Raw genomic sequence first — 22,486 nt, 5'->3', positions numbered from 1 at the left:
CAGAGAATCACGCCGCTGCATCTGGTTGAGCCCCGGAGAGCAGCCCATACGCGTAGACGGTCTTCAGCAGCGTCGAGTCCCGCAACGCTGACAACGCTCCCTTGCGGTGGCGAAGTCGCGCCTGATCTACCAAGCCATCGGCGGCATCGAAGAGCTCTTGAACCTCGTCATAGCTCAGCGGGCGCCGTCCCGGCCGCCCCTCAAACTCGTTGACGTGACGCACGGTGTTCCAGTCATGCAGGATCTGTGCCGGGGCCTGCCCGAACCGCTCAGCGCACAAAGACGCCCATCCATATCGCGTGTCAGTAACGAAGTCGCCGAACAACCGCAATGCGTTTTGGTATCCCCGTACCGTCGAGTCAGCTTTTGGCTCCGCACCGGAAAGCAGTTGGGAGAAAAACGCATCCGCGTCATCTGCTTGCCACTGCCAGGGATACGTCCCGGTGAACTCGGCGAAACGGCGCACCACGCTCGCCCGCGCCTGCACCGTCGGTGGCTTGCACACCCGGGCTCGCTGCTGATCAGCCCAGCCAGACAGCATCGCGGTGAAGACCGTGGCTTCTGGATCCAACGGAAGCACTTTCGACACCAGCGACAGCGCTGCTGACCCCGGCAACTCGACGCCCACCATCCTGTTGTACTAGATGCGACAATGATGCGCCAGACGTAAGTGTCGAGACAGCGCCCTTTCTGAGGTGTGATCCGATGTCCGCGGGACGCGCTTTACTGGGCGCTATACTCGCTCTCAACCGAGCAATTATGTTGCAGCAGATGCAATTCCGCTCGTCCTGCGGCAGAAGTGAGTACGGTGCATCGACCCGCAAGTGCACTGAACTAGTCCGACAAGCACCCTGTTGGCGCCAAGCGTCGCCTCACACCGCCCACAGCGCCCCGGCCAGGGTTCTTCCCAGCCCCGAGCAGTGCGCCGCAGCCGCATACGGTGAAGCAATCCGGCCGACGTGCGGGCCCGTCTTAGCCAGCGTGATACCCGGGGCCAACATCGTCGCCGTCTACTGGGCGATGCATACCGCCGTCTATCGGCTGGATCGCATCCACCCCGTTCCCACAGCAGCGCAGCACGACCGGCAGTACTCGCCGGCTAAATCACCAACAGTGCTTACACCCTCACCACAACATCGGCATATCACCGAGGCGCGCCGCCTCCACTGCGGCCCGATCCCAGCCGCGTTCCCGCAACACCGTGTGCAACGCGACCGAGCGCTCCCGCCGAGCCCATAACCCATCACTGGGAATCGACCTGCGGCCTCCTCCGCGCCGCATCCGGGCCATTCGTCGCATATTTTCACTCTGAGTGCCGATTACCACATGCTGGAATGTCGCCTCGGCCGCACAGACTTTCACGCACAGCGGGCTATCGCACTCGTGCAGGCCCAACTCGTCTGGCTGAAGGAGCACACTGAGTCGACGCGCCAGCGCGTACCGGTGCGGCCGCACGCAAATCCCTTTACCCCCACGGTAAATGAAGAACCGGCCATATCCGTCTTTACCGATAGCCCCCGTGAAAAAATCGCAGTCGTCAGCGCCGGGTCCTTGCACCACGTCGGAGTCAAAGCGCCGGCATTCGTCGGCGTGCACAACAGGATCGACCCACAGCGGCATCCCCAGATGAACACGCACGCGCCCACGCTAAACCCGGCCACCGACACCTTCGTCATGCGCCGCAGCGCCATTCGCACCTAGTGCTTGCGCCGCCGCGCCATCGTCATGCGCAGTAACGCCGTTCGCACCTAGTGCCAACGGCGCCGCGCCAGGGGCCGCCGCGCCGTTGCCCTCACCTAGTGCTTGCACCGCCGCGCCAGTGTGCGCGCTCGCCGCCTTTAACATCATCCGAACGCTACCGACTTTGACCCCAGCCAATTCCGCTATCGCCGCGAGTGATTCGCCGCGACCCTGCATTCGAGCCACCGCGATGCCGCCGGCCTGGCGGTGCGTGTGCCGACGCCGCTCTGCCTCTGCCCGAATCTCGAGGATGCGAGTTGCCTCCCACTCCTCCACGGCCGCCAGGCGACCCAGCTCAACGAGTAACGACGCCGCGTCATCGACGTTTTGCCGCTCGCACTCCACGCGTGCCTCGTTCGCTCTAAGCTGCGCCTCGCGAACCCGCCTACGCGCCGCTGATTTCGAGTTGATCGTTCCCATCGCCGCACCATACGACGAACCGGCTGTCCCGCTCTACCACACTGACCAACATCAGTGCGTCCACATTTGTCCACCACCAATGTTTCCCGATCCCCCAGTCCCACAACATAAGCCGATCCCACCCTCATGCACCACACACCAATGACCACCGGCATCAACCGTTCTGAACCACCCCAGACACCACACACCTCTTGCATTAAGGTCACAGTTTCCTAAGAACCGCCTGATCTGTGTAGGACAGATCTGCGGTGTCGTCTCTAACGTGCGCCTCGAAAGGGATTGCACTGCAGTGACGATGACTAGCCACAAGCTCACCGCCGGAGACGGTTACCAGTACCTGATCCGGCAAGTCGCTGCTGTCGACACCACCGCGCGCGGCCGGGCCCCGCTGATCGACTACTACTCGACCAAAGGCGAATCTCCGGGCCGATGGGTGGGATCGGGTCTGGCATCGCTGTCCTCGACAAGGGCACGTCCGGTGCCCCCCGAAGACCTCGCGAAAGTTTGGGCCGTACCGGTTGATTCGCCGGTCACCGAGGCCCAAATGAAGGCCCTGTTCGGGGAAGGCTTGCACCCCAACGCCGATGCGATCACCAAGTATGTCGCCGAATGCGGCGTGCGCGGCCTCGCGGCCGCCGAAGCCGCCAAACTGGGCCGCAAGTTCCATATCCGCGACAGCGAAACCACCTTTGTGCGCGCCCTGGCAGTGGCCTACCGCGATCACAACGAAGAAGCCGGCCTGCACTGGAACGCGCCCATCGCCGCGCCCACGCGCGCCGCGATCCGCACCGTTGTCGCGCGCCGAATGTTCGCTGAGCAGTACAAGCGCGCGCCCGCCGACGATCGCGAACTCAGTGGGTTTATCGCGCGGGAAACTCGCGCGCGCACGACCGCGGTCGCCGGCTACGACTTGACGTTTTCGCCCGTGAAGTCAGTGTCGACGCTGTGGGCGATCGCACCGCGCGCCGTCGCAACAGTGGTAGAGGAATGTCACGACGTAGCGGTCGGTGATGCGCTGGCGTGGCTAGAAACTCACGCCGCATTTACCCGTTCAGGTAAGGGTGGTGTCGCCCAGGTCGACACCACCGGGCTGCTCGGGGCGGCGTTCACCCACCGCGATTCACGCGCTGGCGATCCTGATCTGCACACCCATGTCGCGATCTCCAACAAGGTCGCCACGGTGGGCCCTGACGGTGTGTTGCGTTGGCTGGCGCTTGACGGGCAGCCTGTGCACCAGTTCACCGTGGCCGCCTCCGAGCTGTACAACACGCGCCTGGAAGCCCACCTTGGACAGCGACTGCAGCTGCGGTTCGCTGATGTGGTCGGCGAGGGCCGCGGCAAGAGGCCGGTGCGTGAAATCGTGGGAATCTCAGTCGAGCTGATGGCCGCGTGGTCGTCGCGGCGGCTGGCCATCGAAGCCCGCACCGCCGATCTGGCCAAGCAGTTTCAAGCCGCCCACGGCCGCGAGCCGACCCACGTGGAAACCATCGCGTTGGCTCAACAAGCGACCCTAGAGACCCGCGAAGCCAAACACGAACCCCGATCATTCGCCGAGCAGCGCCACATGTGGCGCGGCCAAGCGATCGAGGTGCTCGGCGCTGTGCGGGAGCTGACCGCGATGCTGGGCACCGTCTTGTCCGCGCCGGCGCCCCAAATCGATGCTGTCGATGACGACTGGATCACCGCGCGCGCTGCCCAAGTCATCGCCACGGTTGCCCGGTCCCGCGCGACCTGGCAACGCCACCACGTGTTCGCCGAGGCGCAGCGCCTCGTTCGTGGCAGCGGGCACGCCGCCGACGAGACGCTGGCCGACAAGATCACCGAGACTGCTTTGGCCGAGCCGCTGTCGGTTCAGCACATCGATATCGACGACGGTGAAATGGGAGAACCTGCGCAGCTGCGTCGCCGCGATGGAACCAGCGTGCATAGCCGCCACGGCAGCGCTACCTACACCTCTCAGGAGCTGCTGGCCGCTGAGCGACGCATCGTTGCTGCCGCCCTCCGACGCGGCGGGCGCACGGTCGAGGACATCGATATCGAGCTGGCGCTGGCAGACTCGGCCGCACGCGATAAGCAACTCAACGAGGGCCAGGTCGCACTGGTCCGGGAAATGGCAAGCAGCGGGCGCCGAGTGGCGTTGGCGCTGGCCCCGGCCGGTACCGGGAAGACCACGGCGATGGCCGCGCTGTCGCATGCGTGGCGCTCCTCGGGCGCGACCATCGTCGGCTTAGCCCCCACCGCGGCGGCAGCCATCGAACTGGGCGAGGATCTGTCGGCCCCGACCGACACCATCGCCAAATACGTCTGGTCGGCCGACCCGGCCAGCGGGTCGAGTCGCTCTGCCCCACCGCCATGGTTCACCAACGTCGGACGCGACACGCTCATCATCATCGACGAGGCCGGCAAAGCCGGAACGCTCGAACTTGATGCGGTGATCACCCACGCCTTAGCCCGTGGCGCCAGCATCCGGCTGGTCGGTGATGACTGCCAACTCGCGTCGATCTCAGCCGGTGGCGTGCTGCGCAACATCGCCCACAAGACCGATTCACTGACGCTGTCTCAGTTGGTTCGCTTTGGCTCCACCGCCGAAAGCGCAGCGACCCTGGCGATCCGCAGAGGAGACCCCTCTGGACTCGGGTTTTACATCGACCACCAGCGTGTGCACGTCGGTGCCGATCACACCGCCGCCGACATGGCCTACACCGCGTGGGCCGCCGACCTCGACGCGGGCCGCGATTCCCTCCTGTTAGCACCCACCAACGCCATCGTCGATACCCTCAACGCCCGAGCCCGACTCGATCGCCTCGCCGCGGCTGACCCGGCAACACGGCGCGGCCACGAAATCACCCTTTCTGATCGGCTTGCCGCCTCTCCCGGCGACCTTATTCGCACCCGCCGCAATGCCCGCCGGCTGCGCTTGAGCCCCACCGATTACGTGCGCAACGGCTACCGCTTCCAAATCCTGGAAATCCACCGAAACGGCAGCATCAAAGCCCGCCACCTCGGCAGCGGCCAAACAGTGCGCCTCCCCGCCCACTACGTCATAAAGCACGTCACCCTCGGCTATGCGGCAACCATTGACTCCGCACAAGGACTCACCGCCGGACACGCCTGCCACATCGTCGGTGCCGGGAGTCTCACTCGCCAACTGCTCTACGTGGCATTAACTCGCGGCCGCATCGAAAACCACATCTATCTATCCACCGCGGAATCCGACCCGCACCGGGTGTTGTCGCCCAAAGCAACTCACCCCGAAACGGCCGTCGATGTCCTGACCAAAACGCTGTCACGCGACGGCGCACAAGTCTCGGCCACCAGTGCCGCACGCGAAGCCCGCGACCCCTTCGTGCGGTTGGGCCCGGCCGCGGCGATGTACTACAACGCCTTGGGCGACGCCGCCCAGGCCCTGGCTTCCCCGGCCCTGCTGGCCCAACTGCACATCACCGCCGATCAGCTCTATCCAGGGTTGACCCGCGCCGAAGCATGGCCAGTGCTCTGCAAACACTTGGCGATCATCGGCGCCGACGGGCGCGACCCGTTCGCCACACTGACCGAGGCCGCCAGCGTAGGCGAGCTTTTCAGTGCCCACGATCCCGCCGCGGTGCTCGACTGGCGCATCGACCCCACCGGCGGACACTCTGCCGGTATCGGGCCGCTGCGCTGGCTGCCCGCCACTCCCACTTTGCTGGCCAACGACCCCGCATGGGAGAACTGCCTGACCGGTCGCGCCGTGCTGGTTGCCGAGCTGGCAGACCAGATCCGTGAAACCGTCACCCACCAATGGACACCGGCGACCGCGCCGGCCTGGGCCAAACCCGTGCTGGCCGCCAACCCCCAACTCGCCGCCGAAATCGCGGTCTTCCGCGCCGCCCACAACGTGGTTGCCGAAGACACCACCCTGCTCGGCCCACCCCAATACGCCGTGCGCGCCCGCACCATCCAAAAACTCCTCGAAAACCGGGCTCAAGCGGTGGTGCGCACCCAAAGCCCGCATGCTCGCCGCTTTGAGCAGCTGATCGACTCCATCGATCCGCGCATCCGCGCCGACGGGTACTGGCCCCAACTGGCCGCCCACCTCGCCCAAGCCGCCACCAGCCGGCCCGACCTGCCCGGCCTCGTTCGCGCGGCCGCCATCCAACGTCCGCTCCCCGACGAGCTGCCCGCCGCCGCGCTGTGGTGGCGTCTTGCCGCCGAACTCACGCCCGCGGCCACCGTCGATGCCCCCCACACCGGCCTGCGCCCTGCCTGGATCGCTGACTTGCACAACGTCTTTGGGTCAGCAACCGCGCAATCCATCGTCGCCGATCCCGCCTGGCCCGGCCTCGTCTCAGCTGTCAATGCCGCCGACCCCACCCGCTGGACCCCCGCCGACCTTCTTCACGTCGCCGCCGAGCACCTGGCCGACGTCGACCCCGACCACACCATCCCCGCCTACCAATACGCCCGCACCATCACCTACACCGTCGACCTGATCGGCGGCCACCACGACCACGCCGACCACCCGCTACCCGAACAACCCCCACTGCACCCCGAGGAAGAAGAACAACTTCCCCCCGACCCCCACGCAACCAGGATTGACATGCCTGCCACCGACCTGTCTACGCAACCGTGGCACCCCGAACTCGTTGAGCCCGACCCGACCAACACCCCGCTTGAGACCGCCGACGAACTCGCCGGCCTGGACTTCGACGACCTCCCCCGCCACCGCGTGGCACCCCCGCCACTGCCGGCCGCTCTGCTTGACCTCACCAGCTTGCGGACCCAATACCAGCAGGCGCTGGCCGACCATCAGGCCCTGCATGCCCGCGCCGCAATTGGTGACGGACCGGCAATGCGCCAAGCCACCCCGCGCATCCGCGAACTGCGCCAGCGCGCCGACGCCGACCGCCCCTACTTGATCGCCGTTCACGACGTGACCGCCGAATGGGCCGACGCCGAAGCCGAATACGAGACAGCGCTAAGCCATGTCGACTGGGCGCGCAACCAGCTCGACGAGCTGCAGGCTCAACCTGACGTCGACCCACTTGACATCGCCTCGGCCAAACTCGATGTCCAACTGCGACTCATGGCACTCCCCGACACTGCGCCCGCCGAGCGCTATCAGGCTGCGCTTCGCGAAGCACTCGCGGCGCGTGCAAAGGCCGCCGGCGGCGCGGACCGCGTCATCAGCGGTGACGACGTCGACAACGTCATCGCCGAAGCACGATCCGAAGACGATCGCGCCGTGCTGGCCGCCCGCCGGCGCTCCAGCCAGCTGCGCCGTGACCTTGACCGCGCAGAACTGGCTGCCGCCGCCGCGTTCGCGGCCGCCGAAACCCGTTCGGCCGAGCACATCACCGCCCAACTCGGCCAACTGGCCATCGAGCTACGCGTGCTCGAAGCCGCCAGCCGCTTCCAACCGCACCGCCCCCTCAGCCTTGCCAACAGTGCCGCCGCCGACCTCTCCCCCGCCATAGCCGCCGCCATCACCAGCACCGCAAGGCTGCCCTTCGCCGTCACGGTCGTGCACGCCCAACCCTCGCCCGAGCGCCGCGCCGCCCTGCACACCCTGCACAGCGCGGCTGCAGCCTCCGAACGAAAGATCCTGTGGTGCAGCCCTACTCGCGAACAAGCCGAGGACGCCGTGACCAACGAGCTCGCCGACACCGCTGCCACCATCACCGAAACCCACGCCACCATCACCAACAAAAAGTCGCAGTCGCCGTTACCCCCCGGCAGTCTCATCATCATCGACGACGCCGCCAGCGCCGACCCTGCAATAATCGCCGACCTCGCCGAACACGCCGCGGCCAACCAGTCCGGCCTTGTCCTGCTCGACACGACCGGCCAAACGTGGCCACCCAAGCCTGCCCAGCGGCTCCTGCGACTCGTCGCCACCGAATTACCCTGGACGACAACCATCGGCGCGCCCCCAACGTCGGCTGTCATCAACCGCGGGACCCCGCCCGACCTCGACCCCGCGCTCACCCAGGCAGGGCGCCTGCACCCAGCCATACTCGACGAGCGACTGCGCGACAGCCTCGCACGCGCCGCCCAGCTCCACGCCACCATCCACGCCGCCTACCAGCGACACCTTGAGGCCACCTGGCTTCGCGAACGCGGCCCCCACGCCAAGCAACAATCTCCAGAAATCGGCATCACCGATGACTGAGTGATCTGCTTAGAACAGGGATCCGTTCCGTTCGGGGTCTCTCGCAGCCAAATTACCGACTCGTCGTCGTCCCCACCGTGCTACGACGCGCGGACGTGGGCAACCGGTTTTGTCGCCGCTCGGCGACGACGCGATAAATAGTTGAGCCAACCACAACCAATTCGGTGTTATACTTGATTTGAGAACAACTATTTCTGGAGGCAACCGTGCGTCTTGGCGGAATATCGGAGGTGGCCGAGGAGCTCGGCGTGAGCACTCAGCGCATCGCGACACTGCGGCAGCGAAACGACTTCCCCGACGCGGTGGGGGAGATTGCGCAGGGCCCTATCTGGGACCTCGATGTTGTCGCTGGATGGAACAGCTCAGGCCTCCGTCAGACCAAGGCCGGCAGGCCGAAGTCGGACGAGAAGACCCGCACGCTGGGTGGGCGATTCCTGCTGGAACACGCTCGGATCGGTGGTGGCGGCTTCGCCGACGTCTTCCGTGCCACCGACCGCAAGACCAGCGAACTGGTCGCCGTCAAAGTGCTGAAGGACACCGTCGCGGTTGACCCCGAAGCCATCAAGAGGTTTCGGCGTGAGCTTCGGCTCCTCGAAGACCTGCACCACCCCAACGTTATTTCGGTGCTTGCCCACGGCGAGACCGACGACGACAACATCTGGTATGCGATGCCGTTGGCGCAGGGCAGCCTGACCGACTACGTCGACACGGTGGGCGGCCAAGCGCGATTGATCGTCGACATCATGCGTCAGATCTGCACGGGGCTCGGTTACGTCCATGATCGGGGCATCTATCACCGAGATCTCAAGCCGGCCAACGTTTTGCGGCTGAGCAACGGCGATTGGGCGGTATCGGATTTCGGGCTTGCCGTTGAGGCCGAGCGGCACACCGACCCGCTGACCTCAACGCTGCGACAAGGGTTGGGCACGTGGGTCTACACAGCACCGGAGCAGTGGCAACGGGCCCGAAGCGCCGACCACCGTTCCGACATCTACGGTCTGGGCAAGATCCTGCAGGAGCTCGTGACTCAGGACTTCCCAGTGAACAACGAGGTGGAGCCCGGCCCGCTGCGACCTGTCATCGAGACCGCGATCGCCAACTCGCCTGATCGCCGTTACCAGTCGATCGAGCACTTCATGAATGCACTCGAGCGTGCTGTTGATGCACACGAGGAATACGTGGCCAACGAGTCGAAGGAAGAGGCAGCGGAGCGCCTGCAGGACCGCATGCGCAGTCCGTCGGTCGCCGACGCGGACTTGATCGAGATGATCGAGTGGGCAGCCGCGTTGGATGAGTCCAGCCACGACGACATGCACGTGCTGACCCGAGTGCTGCCCTGGTGCACTCGAGGGTCCGTCAAATTCCTCTGGAGCGAACAGCGGGGCGCGTTCCAGCGCGTCTACCAGCGGTTCACCGACTTTCTGAGGCATGGGAACTTCTCGTTCGAGTACTGCGACGTGCTGGCTGACTTCACCCGCATTGTCGTGGCCGAGACGAAGGACTCCAGCGTGATGCGGATGAGCGTGGGCGCGCTCGCGTCGCTGGGGCCCCGCCACAACCGGTGGCACGTGCGTGACGTCCTGGTCAAGATCCTGCAGGAGGTCAAGTCTGACGAGATGGCCTCGGCAGCAGTGGAAGCGTTGCGGGCGGCCGACGCCGATGACGTCGAGTGGTCGATCAGCGATTTCGCGATCCGCACGCTGCCCCCCGCGATCCGTAGCGGCGTCGAGAAGCTGCGGCCTCCGAAGAGTTCCGCATCCTGAACCAGATCGCCTTGCCGACAACGTTTTCCACAAAAGGGGTAGCTTTATGAAAATCGACCAGTACGTCACCCTGCGACCCACCGTGACGGGCAATGCGTCCTTGCGCGAGCCGCAGATCGAGGCATACGAAACGCTCACCGGGCACGACTTCGACGCTCCCGAGGGCCGCGAAGTCTCCGTCGTGCTGCCGGTGGGCTGCGGGAAGTCAGGCCTCCTGGCTCTCACGCCGTTCGCCGCACAGTCTCACCGCGCACTGCTGGTCGCACCGAACCTCAAGATCGCCGACCAGCTGCTGAAGGATCTGACACCTAGCGACCCGAAGTTCTTCTACCTTAAGCGCAAAGTGTTGGACTCCGCGCCGTTCCCAGAGCCCGCAGAAATCCGAGGCACGTCGACCAACGTCACCGATCTCGAAGTGGCTGACATCGTGGTGACGAATATTCATCAGCTCCAGCGAGCCGAAAACACCTGGCTTGCAAAGCTTCCTGCCGACTTCTTCGATCTGATCATGTTCGACGAAGGCCATCACAACGTGGCCGAGAGCTGGGACACTCTGCGGCGGCACTTCCCGGACGCACGCATCGTGAACGTGAGCGCCACCCCCGGTCGTGCCGACGGGCGAATCATGGCCGGTGAAATCATCTACAGCTACCCCATCTCTCGCGCGGTGGAGAAGGGATACGTCAAGCGCATCAACGGCTACCGCCTCAACCCGACCACGCTGCACTACGTCCGGCGCCCTGACGACAACACCGAAGTCGAGGTGTCCTTGGAAGAGGTCCGCCGCCTCGGCGAGCGCGACGCAGGCTTCCGGCGCAGCGTCGTGAGCTCAGACGCCACCCTCACCACCATCGCCGAGGCCTCCCGCCAGAAATTGTTCGAGCTGCGGGAAAAGACCGGCGAGGCCAGGCTTAAGATCATTGCGGCGGCGTTGAACATGGAGCACTGCAAACAGGTCGTCGCCAAGTTCCGCGAACTGGGGCTCCGCGCCGACTTCGTTCACAGCCTGATCGAAGGCAAGAGCAAAGCGAACGAGCGAGTTTACCAGCGGTTGGAGAACCACGAACTCGACGTGATCGTACAGGTGCGCAAACTCGGTGAAGGATACGACCACCCGTATCTCAGCGTCGCCGCTGTCTTCAGCATCTTCAACAACCTCAGCCCTTTCATGCAGTTCGTGGGGCGCATCATGCGGGTGATTCCAGATGTTGACCCCTTCGATGCCGTCAACGATGGCGTCGTCGTTTTTCACGTCGGCGGCAACATCACCGGGGTCTGGAACGACTTCCAGGAGTTCGCCGAAGCAGACCAAGAGTTCTTCGCGCAGCTCATCGACGAGACCGTTGTTGAACCCCTGCCCACTCGCGAACCCCCACCTGGAGGTGGCCAGAACGCTCCGCTGCCGGTGATCACTGGCCAGGCCGACATCCAACTCGAAAACCTGACCCTGATCGCCCTCAGCGCCGACCCAGATGTTGCGCAGGCCCTGACCGTGCTCAAGGAAAAGGGTATCGACACCGGAGTCAAATTCGATCAGCTACAACGCGTCCAGCCCACCAAACAACAGACACGTCGATCCAAAAAGACCCTGCTCGACGATTTGGTGAAGAACGAGGCTGGCAAGTTTCTGGCCAAACACAGCCTCAATCGCGTTGGCCGCGAGCTGGACCGCACCCGGGAGAACTTCGTCACCGTGAAATCGGCCATCGACAGGCGGATCAAGACAATGGTTCCCAGCGGTGCCACCAATAGGAAGGATTACACCGCGGACGACTGCGACTACCTCATCGCGCGGTTGCCTCAGATCGTTGCTGCGGTCGAGGAGGAACTGCGACATGGGTAAGCCCCGCTCACTGCTGCGAACGCTGTCGATTGGCACGGCAGGACGACGGCACCCGTGTCGGTCAGACAAAAACCACGTGCTCAATAAGGGCGACCCGATACTTATCGTCAAGGTCGACCGTGACACTGCCCACTACTGCAGCGATTGCGCTCGAACGTTCATCAACACCGCCCGACAACAGCTGTCTGCCCTTGAAGAAGAGCTCGGGCGAACAACCCCGCCAAGCAGCTGACATCCAGAGTCGCACTCAGGATCCCGTCCACCTCTCTAATCGTCGGGGACAGCCTTACAGACCTCCGATGGTTCTGGCGTGCCAAGGCGGTAGTCCGTGATGTCGGGCTCGTCGACCACAGGTCCCATCGCAGTCGCGACTCTCGGCAGCGCGGAAAGCATTGTGAGAGCGTCGAAGCGGTCACGGTCGCGACTCATATCGTCGTAGACGATCTGAAGGTCCGAGGTGGGCAGTTGTTGCTGCAGTTCTTCGAAGGCTGCGGCTGCCGCGCCCGGCTCGGGCAGGCCCGACCGGACTACCCAGACATCTAGATCGCCAGGTGTGATAGCGGATGCAGCCAAGTGTGTCGCCTGCCAGGGTGATGGGACCTCTGGTTTGCCATGAGCATGGGACCGGGTTGTTCCGGTTGTAGGCCGTGCGTTGATGGTGACCGATGGGGTGGTTGCCGGTCAATCCGACGGAGTCGGAGGGGCCGGCTTTTCCGGTCGGGGCTTTTGGCGTTGCCGGTAGGACTGGCCTTCGACGACGAGTTCGTAGGCCGCTGATTGCAGGCGGTCCATCGCGGATTGAGCCAGCAGAGGATCGGCCATCATGGTCAGGATCTCGGGCGGTTCGCGGTTGCTGGTGATGATCGTCGAAGCCTTGCGGTGGCGTTCGACGATGATCTCGTAGAAGTCGGTAGTCTCGGTGGCTTCCAGGCGGTGCAGTGCCAGATCGTCGATGATCAATAGCTCGACGCGGTGCAGTTTGCGCATCTCGTCTTCGTAGCTGCCGTCCAGGCGTGCTCCACGCAGGCGTTTGAACAGTTTGTCGGCCCGTTCGGTGTGCACGCTGTGAAGCCGTCGTACCGCGATGTGGCCTAAGGCGTTGGCCAGGAACGTCTTTCCCACGCCGACCGGGCCCATGACGAGCACGTTGTAGGCATCGGCGAGGAACCGCAGCGAGATCAGCTCGGCCCACAATTGCTGATCGAACGCCACGGCGGTGGAGTCGTCCCAGGCTTGGAGTTGCATCGCAGGATCGAGGTGGGCAGCCTTGGCCCGCCGCGTCGCGGACTCGCGGTCGCGGCGGGTGACCTCATCAGCGAACAACAGCTCCAAAAAGTCGTGGTGCGGCAGCCGGTTGGTGCGGGCCAGCGCCAGCCGCTCCGGGAGGGTGTCGAGCAGCTGACCGAGTTTGAGGCGGCGCATCAACGCTTTGAGCTCGCCGGAGACCTCGATCGGTTTGACCGCCGGCACGGCATCGGGGCGGGCCGGGCTCATGAGGGCCTGCGGACCGAGAAGTCGGAGCCATCCCGCACGAACCTGGACGCCGCCCCGGGTGGTTTCGGTATCAGGGGCATCTGTTCACCGCCGCCGCGGGTCACGATCCGCTCGATCAGTCCGACGTCGATGACTTCGGCATCCAAGGCACGCCGGCAGGCGTCCTCCACGGCGGCGGCGCTGTGGCGGCGCACCAGCCCCAGCAGCCGATAGACCTGGCGCATCTTGGTCCACGGCAGCGGGTGTTCCAACACGGCGGCGGCGTAGGTGCCGACGTGGGTGCCGTGGGCAGCAGCCTTGCGCTGCAGCGCATTGATGTCGCGCATCGCATAGACCGACACGTGCGCGGGCAGATCAGCGGGGTCGGTGTGCCGCCGGCCCGGGGCCATGACGGGGTGGACCTTGATCAACTCACCACGCCAGTACAGCTTCACCGCGTGCGCATCCGTGCGGGCCTCGATCCGCTTGCCGACCAACTCGCCGGGCACGCTGTAGAGCGCTTTGGCGATCTGCACATGCCGGTCTGAGGCGACCTTGGGATGGGTCCAGACCGGGATGTCGAACACATCCTCAGGCACCGGTCCCAGCGCAGGGAGTTCCTCGGCGGCGAACACCTCGGCCGGGCGCAGCCGGGTGGTGCCATGAATCCGCAACCCGGCGGTCTGCGCACACCACAGCCGCGCCCGTTCCCGGCAATCCCCGAGATCCCGGAAGTGTTCTCCGGCATAGAAATTCGACCGCACGTACTGCACCATGCGTTCTACCCGCGGCTTATCTTTGGGGCTGCGGACCCGCGTCGGGTCAACAGCGAACCCGCGGGCCTGGGCATACTCCCGGAACGCGTCATTGAGCCGGGGTTCGGTCGCGTGTGCGGTGGTGACGATGGCTTTCATGTTGTCGGGGATCACCACCGCGAACACCCCGCCGAAGAACACCCACGCCGCTTCGAACCCGGCGATCACATCGTTAAGGGTCTGGCGGTAGGTGGGCCAGACGAACATGTGCCGCGAATACACCGCGGTGAAGATCAACCCGTGCACCACCCGGCGCCGCCCATCACCAGCATCGATGAGCAGACCGAGGCGGCCGAAGTCGACCTGCACCTCCGCACCGGGTTCGCAGTCGGCCACCGGCACCGTGGCTTGGCGCCGCCCGAATCCCAATTCAGTTGTGGCGTAACGGTGCAACGTCCGATACGACACCACCACACCCCGGCGGCCAAGCAGCGTGTGGATCTTGGTCAACGTCAACCCGTCTTTGAGCCACGCCTTGATCTGCTCATGCTCAGCGGCGATCGTCTCCCAGGCAAGGCTCTTGCCAGTCGGCCGGTGCGGGCGAACCTCGGCGATCACCGCCGCGAGCAGCTCATCGGTGAGCTGACTGTCTCCGCCGTCACGGTCGAGCCCGCAGGCCCGTGCCCGGTCGACGTAGCGTCGCACCGTTTTACGATCGGTGCCCGAGAGCCGGGCCACCTCCCGCAACCCCAACCCCTGCAGCCACAGCCGCAGCATTTCCACGATCTCGATCACCGATACCTCCCGGTAGCTCATCAGGCCAATACAGCGGCCCAACAACCGGAAGAACCCACGCCACGCCGGGGTGGTCCCATAACTGGCAAAACAGCCAGTCAGGTGGTCCCATCAATGGCAAACAGGTGGTCCCATGCTCATGGCAAAACCAGCTCTGAAGTGGTCCCTTTCACCTGGCAGCCGACACAAGTGCGAGGTAGTCGATGAACGTCGCACCGACGAGCTCACGGCCGGCGACCACCACGAGGCCATGCTGACCCACGTCCACCTGGACAGCATCCCCAGCATCAGTGTGGCCTACAACGATCCGCATTTCAGCGCCCACGATGGGCTTAGGGCGTGACGAGCTCAAAGGCCGCCAGGACGTCGGTGAGGGCAGCGTCCATGTCTGCCAGCGTGATTGTGCTAATGCTGCTCAGGTCGGCGGTGAGCAAGTCCACCGTCGGGTCCGCTGCGATGCGGGCTTTGGCTTTGCGCAGGGCTTGTTCAATGACGGTTCGGGCGAACCGGCCGTTGGCGGCGACATCGATGAGCATGTGTGGTTCACCGGGGCGTGTACTTGGCGTGTTGCATAGCCACTCAGCGTTGCTGCTGAAGCGCGAAAGAGCGGAGGGTTCGATGGCCACATGGAACCGCGCTGCGAACAGCTCAGCGATCCGTACCAGGTCGTCGGTGTCGCAGGAGGTGAATTCGAGCTGGAACGGGAACCGTGACCGCAGTCCCGGGTTAGCGCTCAAAAGCCGGTTCATTGGGCTGGCGTAGCCAGCCATGGCGATCATTGTGTCGTGGCGATGGTCTTCTGCCCACTTCATGATGACGTCAACGGCGATGTGGCCGAAATCGCGCTCATTATCCGGTTTGTAGAGTTCGGGTGCCTCGTCGATGAACAGTGCACAGCCTTTGGCAGCTTGCAAGATCGCTGATGTTTTCTTCTCGGTGCCACCGATGTGCTCGTCGACAAGATCCTTGCGGGAGACTTCGATGAATTCTGGCGATTCGAGGATGCCCAGGCCGAAATACATCTCGCAAATCAGCCGTGCTATCGAGGTTTTCGCGGTCCCCGGCGGGCCGACCAGAGTCATGTGCAAGGTGTCGCGCTCACCGATCTGGACGCCGCGCTCGGCCATCTTCTGGTCGTAGACCTTGACGAACTTGAGTTCCTTGACATGCTCTTTGACGCGGCGGAGCCCAATGAATTCGTCGAGTTCGCGTTCGGCGCGCTCCAGCACACGTACGGCTTCCTTGCGTTGCCGGGCTCTGCGCAGGTCGGCCACGCTCGGTCCAGAATCCGGGTCCCACCGATTGGACCGGGCGGCAATCACGTCTGGGGTCGTGACGGTGACGCCGTAGCCGGGGTCATCGAGCGCGGCGGCGGCGTCCGGGCGCAGTTGACCGTCTACGCTGGCTGCGCTGAACTCTTTGCGGGCGGCGGCCTCGTCCCCCAACGCGCGGTGGCACAAGCCGCGATATACGGCCGCCTCGGCCAGCAGGTGCGAGGTATCGATGCCGCTCTGGTCGAGCTTGGCCTGGTCGGCCTGCGTCACGACGGATGTCAATGTGGCCAGCGCCGCCTCGAACTGTCCCAGCCCGGTTTGGGCGATTCCTTTGAGCAGCCGTGTGGCGGCCTCCACGATTCCACCGCTGCTCGACGAGGCCTGCGAGGTCCACGTCAACAAGTCTGGCCAGCGGCGCGTCAGGAAAAACATTGTGGCCCCGATGAACCGGTGTATCTGCGCTTGCGCGGGCTCGACGGTGAGGTCAACCCCGTCGAGGATCTTTTCGGCCTGGTCGTAGTCGCCTTGGCTAACAAGTGTCGCCGCGTAGGCGATGGTGATCCCGGTCGGAGTGTGCGGGTAAAGGTCAATGAGGAATGGCGTAGACACGGTTGGCGCTAGCGCAGAATCTGCCAGGCCAATCCGACGCGTTTCGCGATGCAAAGTCGATAGCGCATCATATGCGCCGCGCATGGTGTTAAGGCTGACGTCGCCAGCAACCGCCAACCCCATCCACGCGTCGCACATGCCGGGATCCATGTCGGTGGCCTGCGTGAAGGCTTCGCGCGCTCCCGCGTGATCGGCCACGGGCCCACCGAAGCCCAGGCGGCTAATCCCGATGTCGAAATAGTCACGGGCACTCACTGGTGATAGTCCCTTGCTCGTGGTCGAGGTGGTGACGGAAATTCTACGGGCGACTCAGACAGCTCGAACGATCGCTGCTGCTCAGATGATGTATCTAGCGGCAGGCCGGGGTCCTCATCAGGGGTTGCCGACGGGGGCGCCTGGTGGCGACCCACGCCCTGGGCCGGGCGGCGCGGATGGCTCGGTAGCGATGGCAGCCCATCTGAGCCGGCCATCGGCGCCACCTCGCCTTGATCTGGTTCCCCTGGCTGGCCGTTGCTGAGGGCATTGGACGCCGCCAGGTGCGGGCTGGTGTCGCTGTCCGGGACGCCTTGTTGGGACCCGGGGTCTGAGCCGTTGCGGTGGTGGTGTCCGCGGATGTGCTGGACGGTCTTTTCGGTGATGACGGCGGGAATCACCACCTCTGGCGCGGCGGCCGCGGCGGCGCCTTCTGCCGCTGTGGCGCCGGCCCCCTCTGCTGCCGCAGCCGCGGCATGTCCACCTGCGGTCGCCGCGGCCTCGCTCGCCCCGGCCTTTTCTGCTGCCATCCGGGTGGTGGTGGCCCCGGTCGTCCGGGTCGCCGTGGTCTCCTCCTCACCGCGCATCCGGCTGGGCCGAGGTTTGACCGCATCGAACCCCGGCGTTGAGGTGTCGGCGTCGCCGTTAGAACCGTCATCGTCGCCGGCGCCATCGCTATCGCCGCGTCGCGCGACCCGTCGAAACAGCCCGCGCGCTTTGCGTCCCGCCTCGGCGTAATCGTTGTACTCATCGCGCACAGCGCCGCTTGTGGAGCACCACGCCCCAGTGATGTGGTGGGCGATCGTGCCCAAACTGTCTGTGTAGAAATGCTTGTCGATGTAATGGAACAAGAAGATGCCTACGACCGAACCCAGGCTCACCAACAACAGGCGCGGGACCGCGGTGGCGCCATGCCCCAGTTGCGGCGTGGTGAGCGCCCACCCCATCCCGACCGCACTCAACGCCAAAAAGACAGTGAAGATCATCATCTCGACGCCATGCAACAACACCTGCGAGACGCAGCGCACCGCGTATTTCTTGCCGCGCTGCCAACCGCTCATGCCGACCATCGCCGCGGGAACCACCACGATGCAGTAGTAGGTGGCTTTGGCACCGACCAGCAACGTGCTCACCCCGACGTACCAGATGAACAGGCCGATCCAAAACGCGGCGAACAAGAACACCAGCCCCAGCACAAAGTCGTTGGCCCCCAATTGTTGAGCGTGCGCCAAGGCTTGGGGAGCACCGCATCCGGCCATCGCGTGCGCCGGTCCAGGACCTTGGCTATGCGCGGCCAAGATGGCCTGGGACCAGGCCTGGCGGCAGGTGCCCACATCATCAACGACCATGCCGAAGTTCTGTAACTGTAGAGCTGGTCGCGCCGTCGAAGACACCAGCTGCGCCAGCAGGGCGTCGAGCTGGGTATCCAATGACTGGCCCGGAGCGTACGAACTCTGGCGGGCGTCCTGGGCGATCTGAAAGCCTGTCGCTCGACCCATGCCCAGCAGGCCGTGATCGCTGACTAGATCGTCAATGGGGTCACGAAAGACCGTCCACACCAATGCAGCTAGCACCGCGGCGGTGCCTAGCAGATTGCGGGCCTGGGCCGGCCGCCCTCGCTGTTGGTGATACCCCGCCAACACCACACAAACCGCGACCGCCAATGGCCCCAGCCACATCTGGTTGACGAGCATGTTCACTGTAGCGAAAACGGGGCGCCCGATTTGAACGAGGGCCAAGAGCCACGAGCTCGACATTGCAAATCGCAGAAGCCACAGCGCAATCCCGATAGCGAATACGACAAGAGCAGCTTCATTGGTCAGCCACCAGGCTGCGGTGGTATGCGCGATCGCGGTTTGGGTGGCTTTGACGATCCACGACCCCCACGATTCGGGATCGAACGCGCTGACGTGTTGGCCGTTGTTGAAGGTGGCTTCGGTGGTATCGACCATCGAGAGGAAGTAGTCAGCGATCGGCACGTTGTCCAAGTCATGCAGTCCCGTCCACCCCAGAGCAGCGGCACCCACCGCCGCCGAGGCTTTAGGTGCGGCCACCACCGCCCACAGACACAGCACGTAGACACCTGTCATCGCGCCGATCACGCGGCGCAACCGTGGGTGCTCAACTAGCCAGACTGCGAGGGAATCGCTGGCAGTCATGCGATCACCGATGCGGTGCTATCGAATGCGCGTGCCTGCTCTTCGGTTGGCGCGCCGAAAAATTGAACGCGTGCGGGACGTCCAAGTTCGTCGACTAAGAATCCCTCGCCGAGTCGGGCACGATCGACCGCCCCGGCCTCGGTGGCGTAGCCGCCCCATTCCCCGCGATCAGAGAACACGTCTTCATCAGCGGTGGAGCCAGGACTGGTGTCCTCGCTTAGTGCGCTGACAAGCTCTGGATACATTTCTGGGTCGATGCGCGCCCACTTCAGTGTCGCGTAGGCCAGTTCAGGGTCTTGAACACGAAAGATCCATTTTTGTGTGACAAACTCATCCCCCATGCGGGCAAGGTCCCTGAAATCCTGTGTGATGAACCAGATTCCACTCGCGTGCTTACGGCCCCGCCGAGTGAATTTGTGCGCAATGCGTGCCGTGGTGGGAAAGGCAAGCAGTTCGGCGCACTCCTCGAAGATCATGACGTCGAATACGTCGAGGCGGTCGAACATGTATCGCTGCTCTAGCTCAATGAGCAGGCCATAGATAGCCATTCCGGCGCGCTGGGTCCCCGACAGTTTCGCGTAGAGATCGGCGTTGGTGAGATCCTCGGTGCTGGGCAAGCCCAGGTTGCCGGTCAGGTAGACCGTGGCCGGGGAGTCTTCTGGCCGGTAGGGCGGCAAGTGGTCATCGAAAAGCCCGGGAAAATCCTCCTGGGCTGTTTCTAAGCGCAGCAGCAACTCGTCGTTGTCGGCGTCCGGCTGTGAACGCAGATAGTCCAGCAGTGTGCGGTGGCTCGTAATCCCTTGCCTGGCCCGGGTTTCCGGTCGCACCAAACGTCGGTAACGCTTGGCAAGCAGGCTGTCATAAGACAGCCCAATCCAGGGCAGGATGTGCGAGGCCGCGATGCGCCCTGCCAGGTGCGCTGGGAAGATCACCAGCGGGTCATACAAGTACTGCGGCGTTGTCGGGTCGATGAACCGTACACCCTCGATGGGTGTGAGGGCCTGCTTCCATTCAGCGATTGTGTCTGGCTCGAACACCACAACGCGTCCGCCACGCAGGATCAGTTCATACGCCGAGAGTTTGGTGCGGTTGGACTTCCCGCCGCCGGGATCGCCGACGACGGCCAGCCCGGTGTTCTTGTTTCGGCGCGCAGTTCCCTCGGGATCGTGAAGGATGATCGCCGGTCGCATCGTGGTCTGGTCGATGGCCAGCGCACTGCCCTTGACGTTGCCCACGCGGCCCGAAATCAGCGGCAAGAACAGCGACCACTTATGTGCGCTGGTGGGATTGCGAAATTCATCGAGCGGGCAGGTGTTTTCACTTCCGGTATTGAATGCCTTCCACAGCAACGCCTGGGCGCCACGGTGGCGTTTGACAGCGATGCCGACTGTGTCAAGCTCCTGGCGGACCTGTTTGACCGCATCCTCCAAGACCCGCGGTGAGTCGGCACCGACCGCAATCATCACCGTGTGGTCAAGCTCGCGTTCGGCGGGATTGCCGTTCAGATGCGATGTGTAGGCCCGCGTGCGCGCTAGCTTCCTTGGCAATTCGTCGTTTTCAGCTCCGCGGTGACCACGCTGACGCATCTGGTCTTTGATGTTTTTGGTGTAGCGGAAATTGCGGGCTTGCGCATCCTGGGGTGTGCGAATGTAAATATGTTGGGTCCACTCAATACTGGCCTGGGTGTTCACGTTGAGCAGCGCATTCAGATACGAAGCGCGTGGAAAGGCCAGGCCTGTCTCCGGGAAGTGCTCGACGGTCAAAAACGACTGGTAGCTCGATCTGCAGGTGGGCTCGTGGGGATCATAGACGCGAACCAAGGCTTTGAAACTGGGTCGCCACCATGGCCGCCCGGCGTTGTCGCCTTCATCGAAAGCGATGGTAGGGAAATCGTGAGCGCTCAGTGAGGACGGCCCCGTGCTGGCCGCTGGCATCGGCTCATGGATGACGCCGAGCATGGCGCGATGTCGCCGATACCAATGGATTTGCGCTGGACTAGCCGCGCGAACGTGAAACTCATCAGGTAGGGCACCACAGATCTGGCGGGCAACACTGGCGTAGTGCTGAATCGATGTGCTTGAGTCTTTGTCACGCCCGCTGACCCAGTCCCAAGCCCGCCTGCCCTGTCCGAGCGGTGTGCGTCCCGCGGTGCCAGCATCGACTGGCACCGTTAGCCAAAACCGTGGGCGCACGGGACCGCGATATCCCTTGGTGATCCACTTGTTCGCTTGGGCGATAGTTGGGACCCAGTGCTTGCACTGCCCAATCCATGTCGACTTGTTGGTGTGCGGACCCACCATTGCCCGCATGATGGCGTTTTGGTCCTCGGCGACCAGCAACCCGCGCACTTGCGAGCCTGAGGGCAGGTAGCGCCCCAAGTTCCGCGTCAGCCTGGCGGCTCGCCGGTGGACGTCAAGCGAGCGCATATTGACCGACAAACCATCGATCAAGAATTCGGCATAGACGCCTCCGCCGGTGAAGACCAGATTGTCCTCGACACGTTCAGGAGGGTCAAAACTGGAGTCAACACGCAGCTTCCTCTCAGCGGCACGAGGCTGCGAGGTGATCAGGTGAGGTGGCCGAATAGTGTTGCGGGCAAAAACGAGACGTGCTGAAAGAGATGGACGTCCCTTGGGCAAAAGTAGCCGCATCAGCCCAACGGTCACCACACAGAGCACCACCCCGCCGGCGAGGACCGGAAGCGTGGTTCCGGCGGGCTGGCTGTCGACCCATAGCAGCGTGGGACCCGCGATCGCGGCAATGGCCACCCATTCCACCCCGCGGTAGGGCCCGCCGGGCCATTCCTGCCCGGGAGCGGCTTCCCCGATCTGGATGTCGATGTCGCGGATGCCCGACCACGCTTCGGCCTTGTCGACGGGCCGTGGTGGGGCAACTGGGCCGGTGGTCACCATCCGCGGGTATTGGAGTGGCCAACGCTGCCGGGCAGGTGCTCAAATTCCTGGTTACCGCGCTGATACAGCCCGACGATGTGGGCTACGACAACTGCAAGAGCCACCCCGCCGGCGATTGCCGACAATCCGGCACCGGTGCCGCGCTTCCAATGGTCTCTCATACCGCGCACGATGCCGCTGCCCAGGAAGTATGTGCCGCCGACTGCGACGATGATGTAAAGCACTTCGTGGCTCATGTTGATCACGCCGGCCCCGGCAGCCACATTTGTCGTGTGGGTAGCCAACGTCTGTAATGTTAGCTGTCTAATCATGATCAATCCCTCTTTCTCTCAACGTGAGT

Annotated in this window: 15 protein-coding genes; 4 read left to right on the top strand and 11 right to left on the bottom strand. The window is 64.1% G+C overall.

The window, feature by feature from the left end; genetic code table 11:
* Positions 1-7 precede the first annotated feature (7 nt).
* The 4 genes from AOT87_RS16185 to AOT87_RS16175 form a co-directional block, all read right to left on the bottom strand.
* Positions 8-631, bottom strand: a complete 624-nt coding sequence (locus AOT87_RS16185; RefSeq protein ID WP_007172181.1) for a hypothetical protein — start codon at positions 629-631, stop codon at positions 8-10.
* 241 nt (positions 632-872) lie between these two features.
* Positions 873-1,001 carry a hypothetical protein gene (locus tag AOT87_RS29515; RefSeq protein ID WP_256380170.1) on the bottom strand — a complete coding sequence of 43 codons (129 nt, stop codon included), beginning with the start codon at positions 999-1,001 and terminating at the stop codon, positions 873-875.
* A 124-nt stretch (positions 1,002-1,125) separates the two neighbouring features.
* Positions 1,126-1,638 (bottom strand): hypothetical protein, encoded by a 513-nt coding sequence (locus tag AOT87_RS16180; protein WP_225325864.1) that lies wholly within the window; start codon positions 1,636-1,638, stop codon positions 1,126-1,128.
* A gap of 9 nt (positions 1,639-1,647) precedes the next feature.
* Entirely contained in the window at positions 1,648-2,160 is a 513-nt protein-coding gene (locus AOT87_RS16175) for a hypothetical protein (protein ID WP_007172179.1), read from the bottom strand.
* A gap of 295 nt (positions 2,161-2,455) precedes the next feature.
* Here AOT87_RS16175 and mobF point away from each other — a divergent pair, with 295 nt between their 5' ends.
* From mobF to AOT87_RS16160, 3 genes are all read left to right on the top strand, one after another.
* Entirely contained in the window at positions 2,456-8,311 is a 5,856-nt protein-coding gene (mobF, locus tag AOT87_RS16170) for a MobF family relaxase (RefSeq protein ID WP_047324008.1), read from the top strand.
* Positions 8,312-8,517: 206 nt separating this feature from the next.
* Entirely contained in the window at positions 8,518-10,074 is a 1,557-nt protein-coding gene (locus AOT87_RS16165) for a serine/threonine-protein kinase (protein ID WP_007172176.1), read from the top strand.
* Between the two features lie 46 nt (positions 10,075-10,120).
* The gene (locus AOT87_RS16160) at positions 10,121-11,917 is read left to right on the top strand and encodes a DEAD/DEAH box helicase family protein (RefSeq protein ID WP_007172175.1); all 1,797 of its coding nucleotides are present in this window, start codon (positions 10,121-10,123) and stop codon (positions 11,915-11,917) included.
* 267 nt (positions 11,918-12,184) lie between these two features.
* On the opposite strand, the gene AOT87_RS16155 is transcribed toward AOT87_RS16160, so the two are convergent.
* From AOT87_RS16155 to istA, 3 genes are all read right to left on the bottom strand, one after another.
* A complete protein-coding gene (locus tag AOT87_RS16155; protein WP_047324006.1) occupies positions 12,185-12,490 on the bottom strand; it encodes a hypothetical protein in 306 nt (101 codons plus the stop codon).
* A 108-nt stretch (positions 12,491-12,598) separates the two neighbouring features.
* The gene (locus tag AOT87_RS16150) at positions 12,599-13,411 is read right to left on the bottom strand and encodes an ATP-binding protein (RefSeq protein WP_033711543.1); all 813 of its coding nucleotides are present in this window, start codon (positions 13,409-13,411) and stop codon (positions 12,599-12,601) included.
* Positions 13,408-14,961 (bottom strand): IS21 family transposase, encoded by a 1,554-nt coding sequence (istA, locus tag AOT87_RS16145; RefSeq protein WP_033711544.1) that lies wholly within the window; start codon positions 14,959-14,961, stop codon positions 13,408-13,410. Before istA ends, AOT87_RS16150 begins: the two co-directional genes overlap by 4 nt.
* Positions 14,962-15,079: 118 nt before the next feature.
* Here istA and AOT87_RS28715 point away from each other — a divergent pair, with 118 nt between their 5' ends.
* Positions 15,080-15,283: a hypothetical protein gene (locus tag AOT87_RS28715; protein WP_131727272.1), complete on the top strand. Its 204-nt coding sequence runs from the start codon at positions 15,080-15,082 to the stop codon at positions 15,281-15,283.
* Here AOT87_RS28715 and AOT87_RS16140 read toward each other — a convergent pair.
* From AOT87_RS16140 to AOT87_RS16125, 4 genes are read right to left on the bottom strand one after another with little or no spacing between them, the layout of a single operon-like run.
* Entirely contained in the window at positions 15,273-17,078 is a 1,806-nt protein-coding gene (locus AOT87_RS16140; protein WP_007172172.1) for an AAA family ATPase, read from the bottom strand. The two genes, AOT87_RS28715 and AOT87_RS16140, sit on opposite strands and share 11 nt — an antisense overlap.
* Complete coding sequence (locus AOT87_RS16135; protein WP_007172171.1) at positions 17,075-19,234, bottom strand: hypothetical protein; 2,160 nt, start codon at positions 19,232-19,234, stop codon at positions 17,075-17,077. Before AOT87_RS16135 ends, AOT87_RS16140 begins: the two co-directional genes overlap by 4 nt.
* Positions 19,231-22,143, bottom strand: coding sequence for an ATP-binding protein (locus AOT87_RS16130; protein ID WP_234797260.1), 2,913 nt, complete (start codon positions 22,141-22,143; stop codon positions 19,231-19,233). The genes AOT87_RS16135 and AOT87_RS16130 overlap by 4 nt, the downstream gene beginning before the upstream one ends.
* Entirely contained in the window at positions 22,140-22,457 is a 318-nt protein-coding gene (locus tag AOT87_RS16125) for a hypothetical protein (RefSeq protein ID WP_234796476.1), read from the bottom strand. Before AOT87_RS16125 ends, AOT87_RS16130 begins: the two co-directional genes overlap by 4 nt.
* Positions 22,458-22,486: the final 29 nt, after the last annotated feature.

This window comes from Mycobacteroides sp. H003, assembly GCF_001440135.1.
Lineage (GTDB): Bacteria > Actinomycetota > Actinomycetes > Mycobacteriales > Mycobacteriaceae > Mycobacterium > Mycobacterium gwanakae.
The sequence above is the reverse complement of the archived record's forward strand: the minus strand, read 5'-3'. Positions and strand labels throughout refer to the sequence as shown.

Bases quoted from the DNA above. Each gene is read 5' to 3' on its own strand.
- AOT87_RS16185 (WP_007172181.1), bottom strand. From the start codon at position 631: ATGGTGGGCGTCGAGTTGCCGGGGTCAGCAGCGCTGTCGCTGGTGTCG.
- AOT87_RS29515 (WP_256380170.1), bottom strand. From the start codon at position 1,001: ATGTTGGCCCCGGGTATCACGCTGGCTAAGACGGGCCCGCACGTCGGC.
- AOT87_RS16175 (WP_007172179.1), bottom strand. From the start codon at position 2,160: ATGGGAACGATCAACTCGAAATCAGCGGCGCGTAGGCGGGTTCGCGAG.
- mobF (WP_047324008.1), top strand. From the start codon at position 2,456: ATGACTAGCCACAAGCTCACCGCCGGAGACGGTTACCAGTACCTGATC.
- AOT87_RS16160 (WP_007172175.1), top strand. From the start codon at position 10,121: ATGAAAATCGACCAGTACGTCACCCTGCGACCCACCGTGACGGGCAAT.
- AOT87_RS16150 (WP_033711543.1), bottom strand. From the start codon at position 13,411: ATGAGCCCGGCCCGCCCCGATGCCGTGCCGGCGGTCAAACCGATCGAG.
- istA (WP_033711544.1), bottom strand. From the start codon at position 14,961: ATGAGCTACCGGGAGGTATCGGTGATCGAGATCGTGGAAATGCTGCGG.
- AOT87_RS28715 (WP_131727272.1), top strand. From the start codon at position 15,080: ATGGCAAAACCAGCTCTGAAGTGGTCCCTTTCACCTGGCAGCCGACAC.
- AOT87_RS16135 (WP_007172171.1), bottom strand. From the start codon at position 19,234: ATGACTGCCAGCGATTCCCTCGCAGTCTGGCTAGTTGAGCACCCACGG.
- AOT87_RS16125 (WP_234796476.1), bottom strand. From the start codon at position 22,457: ATGATTAGACAGCTAACATTACAGACGTTGGCTACCCACACGACAAAT.